This window comes from Pseudoramibacter alactolyticus ATCC 23263 (assembly GCF_000185505.1).
In the GTDB taxonomy this organism is placed as follows: domain Bacteria; phylum Bacillota; class Clostridia; order Eubacteriales; family Eubacteriaceae; genus Pseudoramibacter; species Pseudoramibacter alactolyticus.
The window spans coordinates 1,649,801-1,655,970 of sequence record NZ_GL622359.1; the positions used below are offsets into that span (position 1 = coordinate 1,649,801).

Annotated in this window: 5 protein-coding genes and 1 pseudogene; all 6 read left to right on the top strand. The window is 56.2% G+C overall.

What is annotated here, in order from left to right; all coding sequences use genetic code 11:
* Positions 1-92: 92 nt before the first annotated feature.
* Entirely contained in the window at positions 93-413 is a 321-nt protein-coding gene (locus HMPREF0721_RS07890) for a DUF6465 family protein (protein ID WP_006599156.1), read from the top strand.
* Between the two features lie 184 nt (positions 414-597).
* Positions 598-1,842 carry a serine hydroxymethyltransferase gene (locus HMPREF0721_RS07895; RefSeq protein WP_006599157.1) on the top strand — a complete coding sequence of 415 codons (1,245 nt, stop codon included), beginning with the start codon at positions 598-600 and terminating at the stop codon, positions 1,840-1,842.
* Positions 1,843-1,898: 56 nt separating this feature from the next.
* Positions 1,899-3,215: a GTPase HflX gene (hflX, locus tag HMPREF0721_RS07900; RefSeq protein WP_006599158.1), complete on the top strand. Its 1,317-nt coding sequence runs from the start codon at positions 1,899-1,901 to the stop codon at positions 3,213-3,215.
* Positions 3,202-3,849 carry a YigZ family protein gene (locus HMPREF0721_RS07905; protein ID WP_006599159.1) on the top strand — a complete coding sequence of 216 codons (648 nt, stop codon included), beginning with the start codon at positions 3,202-3,204 and terminating at the stop codon, positions 3,847-3,849. The genes hflX and HMPREF0721_RS07905 overlap by 14 nt, the downstream gene beginning before the upstream one ends.
* Before the next feature lie 146 nt (positions 3,850-3,995).
* A pseudogene (locus HMPREF0721_RS07910) lies at positions 3,996-4,323 on the top strand (transposase); the annotation flags it as partial.
* A gap of 257 nt (positions 4,324-4,580) precedes the next feature.
* On the top strand, positions 4,581-6,149 hold the full coding sequence (gene cls / locus HMPREF0721_RS07915) for a cardiolipin synthase (RefSeq protein ID WP_006599163.1): 1,569 nt from the start codon (positions 4,581-4,583) through the stop codon (positions 6,147-6,149).
* The last annotated feature ends 21 nt before the right edge of the window (positions 6,150-6,170 follow it).

Consider the following 6,170-nt stretch of genomic DNA (forward strand, 5'->3'; position numbering starts at 1 on the left):
TTATTTTATATTGTTTATGATATTGCCGCGTTTCCGGCTGCTGAACCCAAAACCGCGCCTCTGACCCGGAAAGGCAAATAGGAGGTCTCATCATGGCAAGAAAATCATCCAAAAAAGACGCCGCTGTCAAAGCTAAGCCGGCTACAACGCCCAAAACAACCGTTGCTGCCAAAACTGCACCCGCGAAGAAAAAACCCGCCAAGCGCAGCGGCTACAAAAGCGAAGTCATCATTCAGCGGACCAGCTTCGAAGCCAGCGTCTCTGAACTGGTGGATCACGTCAAGGAAATCTGGACAAAGGACATGGGCAACCTGGTGCGCGATCTGACCGACATCAAGATTTATGTCAACGCGGACGAAGCCGTCGCCTACTATGTGATCAACGGCGACATCAACGGCAAGTTTTCTCTTTGATCCAACGACGGAGCCGCTCGCGCGCGGCTCTTTTTTTGTCCCCAGATCCGGAGTCTGCTCTCCTGCGAATCCATCGTTGCATTTTGACAATCCTCTTGATAAAATGTGATTGTCATGCCCATCGTTCATTTTCAGGCTGCGATGTGCAGCCTTCGTATATCTTTAATTTATTTTAGGAGGGTTCATGAGATATCAACACGTCAAAGCCACTGATCCGGCTATCTACGATTTGATGGTGAAAGAGCTGCGCCGTCAGCAAAACCATCTGGAGCTCATCGCGTCGGAAAACTTTGTCTCCGAATCGGTACTGGACTGCATGGGCAGCCATTTAACCAACAAATACGCCGAAGGTTTGCCGGGCAAACGCTATTACGGTGGCTGCGAATTTGTGGACGATGTCGAGCGGCTGGCCATCAACCGAGCCTGTGAACTTTTTGGTGCCGAACACGCCAATGTACAGCCCCATTCCGGTGCTCAGGCCAACACCGCGGTTTATGTCGCCCTGCTCAAGCCCGGCGACACGGTGCTCGGCATGTCCTTGGATCAAGGCGGTCACCTGACCCATGGCTCCAAGGTCAACCTGTCGGGCAAACTTTACAATTTTATCCCCTACGGCGTCGCCCCGGAAACGGAATTGATCGACTACGATGCCATCGAAAGGCTCATCGCCGAACATCAGCCTAAACTCCTCGTGGCCGGGGCTTCAGCCTATCCCCGCACCATCGACTTCGAACGCATCGGTAGGCTCTGTCACGATGCCGGCGTGATCTTCATGGTAGACATGGCCCACATTGCCGGGCTGGTCGCCGCCGGCGAGCACGTCTCTCCGGTTCCCTGCGCCGATATCGTCACCACCACGACCCACAAAACTCTGCGCGGCCCCCGCGGCGGGCTCATCCTTTGCAAAAAAGAATACGCCGCCGCTATCGACAAGGCCGTTTTCCCCGGCACCCAGGGTGGCCCGTTGATGCACACCATCGCCGGCAAGGCCGTCTGTTTTAAAGAAGCCATGAGCGACGGCTTCAAAGCCTATCAGAAACAGATCGTCGCCAACGCCAAAACCCTGGCCGGGGCGCTCACCGCCAAGGGCTTTCGCATCGTCTCCGGCGGCACCGACAATCACCTGATGCTCGTCGATGTTTCCGCCGTCGGCATGACCGGCAAAGACGCTGACGACGTGCTCGGCGCCGTGAATATCACCGCCAATAAAAACACCATTCCTTTCGACAAACAAAAACCGGCCATTGCCAGCGGCGTCCGCGTCGGCACCCCCGCCGTCACCACCCGAGGCTTGGTCGAAGCCGATATGCAGATCATCGCCGACGCCTTTGAAGACGCGCTGATCAAAAAAGATCCCGATGCCGCCCGCGCCAAAGTCAAAACCCTGACCGACCGGTACCCGCTGTATCCCGATATGATCGCCGACTGACGGCAGCGGATATTTTTTAAGCGCAGTGGCAACACTGCGCTTTTGTACAGCTGCTTATGAAACAATCTTTTTATACCACCGCACCCCAGCCGGAACGCGCGCTGCTCATCGGCATTGCGTCCGCCGACGACCAAGCGGCAAGTCCCGCGATGGCGGAGCTTGCCCGCCTGGCCCAGACCGCCGGCTGCGACGTTTTTGCCACGCTGGTACAGCCCCGTCAAAAGCCGGATCCCAAAACATTTCTGGGAAAGGGAAAAATCGCCGAAGCGGCGCAGCTCGTCACAGCGAACGAACTGGATCTGATCATCGCGGACGACGAACTCACTCCCGGACAAATCGCCGCCATCGAAGCGGCTGCCGGCTGCAAAGTCATCGACCGCACCACCTTGATCCTCGATATTTTCGCCCGTCACGCCAGCACCCGGGAGGGCAAACTCCAGGTCGAGCTCGCCCAGCAGCGTTACCGCCTGAGCCACCTGAAAGGCCTGGGGCAGGTGCTCTCCCGCACCGGCGGCGGCATCGGCACCCGGGGCCCCGGCGAAAAGAAGCTCGAAACCGACCGGCGCCACATCCGCCGCCAGATCGACCGGCTGCAGCGTCAGCTCGATCAATTGGCTCAAACCGGCGCCATCCGCGCTCAAAGACGCCGGCGAAGCGGCGTGCGCGCCGTCAGTCTCGTGGGCTATACCAACGCCGGCAAGAGCACCCTGTTTAACCGGCTGACCAGCGCGGCCGTGCACACCCGGGATGCCCCCTTCGTCACGCTGGACACCACCACCCGCAGAATCAACCCCGAATACGGGCACTGTCTGCTTTCCGACACGGTGGGCTTCATCGACAAACTCCCCCACGAACTGATCCGCGCCTTTCGCGCCACACTGGCCGCGGCGGCCGATGCCGATCTGCTGCTGCACGTTGTGGACGCTTCGGATTCCCGGGCGGCCGAAAATATTGCCGTGGTCGAGCGGGTGCTGAAAGAAATCGGGGCCATCCATCTGCCTCGGCTTCTGGTGTACAACAAAATCGACCGGCTTCCGCCAGATGCCCGCACCGCCGTCATGGCCCGCTGCGCCCGTGCCGACACCTTCGCCATTTCCGCCAAAACCGGCGAGGGCCTCGGTCCGCTCGCAGCCGCCGTGATCGAAACCCTGTCTGCCCAAGATAGAATCCGGAGCTATCTGCTGCCCTACCGCGACGGCAAACGCCTTGAGCAGCTTTACCGCCATGCTGAGATTCTTTCCCGGGAAGATAGACCCGAGGGCATCTGCCTCACCGTTAAAATCGGCAGTACCTTTCCCGATACCGCTTATCGGCCCTTTTTAATCGCTTCTGACCATTCCGACGATCTGGAGGCCATGCATGACCCACTTTAATACGATTTTATCCCAGGGAGAAGCCGAGTCCGTCATCAGCAAATCCCGCTTCATCGCCCTCGCCTGCCACGTGGAAAGCGAAGCGGATGTCGATCGCGTGCTTGCTCAGACCCGCAAGGTACACTACAAGGCCACCCACATATGCTCCGCCTATATCCTCGCCACCGAGCCCGAACGCCAAAAAGCCAGCGACGACGGCGAGCCTTCCGGCACCGCAGGCAAACCCATTTTGGACGCCATCGCCCGGCGTGGCCTCAAAAACGTGCTGGTGCTGGTGGTGCGCTATTTCGGCGGCGTCAAGCTCGGGGCCGGCGGCCTGATCCGCGCCTACGCCGGCGCGGCCAGTCAGGTGCTCGATGCGGTGCCGACGGTGCGGCGGCAGTGGTGCGATACCCTGCGCATCACCATCGATTACACCCAATACGGTGGGCTCAGGCAAAAACTAAGCGATCGGCGCCAGCCCCATTATCAGCCGGTTCAGGAGCGCTTTGCCGACACGGTAAGCCTGGATTTTGAAATCCCCACCGAAGAAATTGACACCTTTCTCGCCTTTATAACCGAGGCGACCAACGACCGCTACCACGGGCAGAAGGGAGCGCCCAAATGGGTTTATGTCTTGGCGGATCCGGCCTGAACCAATCAAAAAACCGAAGCGATGCTTCGGCTTCAGACTGTGACAAAGTCCGCGGCGAAAGCCGTGGATTTTTCTGTATCGAAATGAATGCCCGTGTTTATCTTTCTAATATAATTATCCTATAAAGCAAGGCGGTGATTAATCTTATGAAGATTCAGGAAAAAGAGAAAAACAGAAAGCAGCTGCAGATTATTTGTATCGATGACCTGGTTCCGCAGGACCATTTGTTGCGTATGGCAGACAAAGCAATTAACTGGACCTTTATTTATGAGTTGGTCCAAGGTAAATATTTCAATTCTATGGATCGTCCCGGCATCAATCCTGTTGCGCTGATTAAGATTCCCTTCATCCAGTATTCGGTTCCAGGAAACAGATTTATTTGAAGAGATTTTTCGGAGGATTCTCGAAGCGTGTTATAAGTTTAAACTGATCGATCCATCGGAAATATTTGTTGATTCAACGCACGTGAAAGCATGGATGATGGCGCGAAATCTGTATTCCCGTACAAACGGCCAATGACCAAAGATGGTTTTTTCAAAAAGCAGGAAGAGGCTTTTAATTTTTCGGATCAGCAATAAAAATATATATTAATAGAAAAGTGGAGTCACGGGCACCCCACTTTGCCTTCAGTCTGAAACCGCTTGTCTTAAACAAGCGGTTTTTGATTGCCTGCAATTAGTTTTTCGATTATAATGCTGATATCGGCTTCGAAATTTTAAAAGGAGGGTGCCATGCGGTCACAAATGCGAACAGAAGAAAGAAGCAATGTCAAAAATCGCATCGGCTGGTTTCTGATGGTCGTCCTGCTGACCTCAATCCAGATCGGCTGGCTGGTCTATCTGTTCAGCAACCTCACCGCTTATTCCACGCGCATTTCCCTGATCACCCGCATCGTCGCCATGGTTGTCTGCCTGTGCATCTTCGGGGAACATCGCAACGCTGCCATCAAAATGCCCTGGATCATGCTGATTCTCGTGCTGCCGGTATTCGGCCTGACGATGTACGCCCTGGCCGGCCGGGTGAACGTGACCCGGCGCATGCGCCTGCGTCACGAGGCGATCAATCAACAACTCAACCCAATGCTGGCCCAGGATGCCGCCGTTGCCGACCGTCTCCGAAAGGAAGACCGCGCCCTTGCCAATATCAGCCATTACATCCGTCACTATGGCCCTCATCCAGTGTATGACAACACGGACGTCGTTTTCTACAGCGACGCAGCCGAAGCGCTGGCCGCCCAGAAGGAGGCCCTGCGCCATGCGAAGGATTTTATCTTCATGGAATATTACGCCATTGAGGACGACCAGGCCTTTGCGGAGATCCACGCGATTTTAAAGGCCAAGGCTGCCGAGGGGGTCGAGGTTCGCCTGTTCTACGACGATTTTGGCAGCATCAGCTTCATCAACCGCGACTTTATCAAGCGCATGGAGGCTGACGGCATCCAGTGCCGGGACTTCAACCCGGTGCAACCCTTCCTTAACGTGTTCATGAACAACCGGGATCACCGCAAATTCACGGTGATCGACGGCCGCGTGGCTTTCACCGGCGGCTACAACCTCGCCAACGAATACTTCAATATCACCCACCCCTTCGGCCACTGGAAGGATACCGGCCTGCGGCTGACGGGCACCGCGGTGCGCAGCTTCACCATTTTCTTTTTTGAAATGTGGAACGCCATCCGCGATACGGATTTAAAACGCGACACCGATTACGCCCGCTATCTGCCGGGCCTGGGCTATACCGCCGTCGAGAGCGGCTATGTCCAGCCCTATGCCGACAGTCCCCTGGACGACGAACGGGTGGGCGAGGACGTTTATCTGAACCTCATCAAAAACGCCAAACACTATTTTTATATCACGACCCCTTACCTGATCATCACTGATGAGATGGTGCGCGAGCTGGGGCTGGCCGCCAAACGCGGCGTGGACGTGCGCATCATCACGCCCGGCATCCCGGACAAAAAGGTCGTCTTCCAGATGACGCGCTCATACTACGCGACGCTGGTGCGCTACGGCGTGCGCATTTTTGAATACACGCCGGGATTCATCCACGCCAAGCAATGCGTCTGCGACGGCGAGGCCGCCACTGTCGGCACCATCAACCTCGATTACCGCAGCCTCTATCTTCATTTTGAGTGCGGGGTGCTGCTGATGAAGGTCGCCGCCATCGTCGATATCAAAAGAGATTTTGATCGGCTCTTCCCCGTCTGCGAAGAGGTCAGCGCCAAATATCAGGAAACCCATCTTTCCCTGATCCGCCAGCTCTTCCAGGCGGTGCTGCGGCTCTTCGCACCGCTGGTTTAGCCGTTCACTAAAAAAAGCCGG

Excerpts from the sequence above, each read along its gene's own strand:
- HMPREF0721_RS07890 (WP_006599156.1), top strand. The coding sequence starts at position 93 with ATGGCAAGAAAATCATCCAAAAAAGACGCCGCTGTCAAAGCTAAGCCG.
- HMPREF0721_RS07895 (WP_006599157.1), top strand. The coding sequence starts at position 598 with ATGAGATATCAACACGTCAAAGCCACTGATCCGGCTATCTACGATTTG.
- hflX (WP_006599158.1), top strand. The coding sequence starts at position 1,899 with ATGAAACAATCTTTTTATACCACCGCACCCCAGCCGGAACGCGCGCTG.
- HMPREF0721_RS07905 (WP_006599159.1), top strand. The coding sequence starts at position 3,202 with ATGACCCACTTTAATACGATTTTATCCCAGGGAGAAGCCGAGTCCGTC.
- cls (WP_006599163.1), top strand. The coding sequence starts at position 4,581 with ATGCGGTCACAAATGCGAACAGAAGAAAGAAGCAATGTCAAAAATCGC.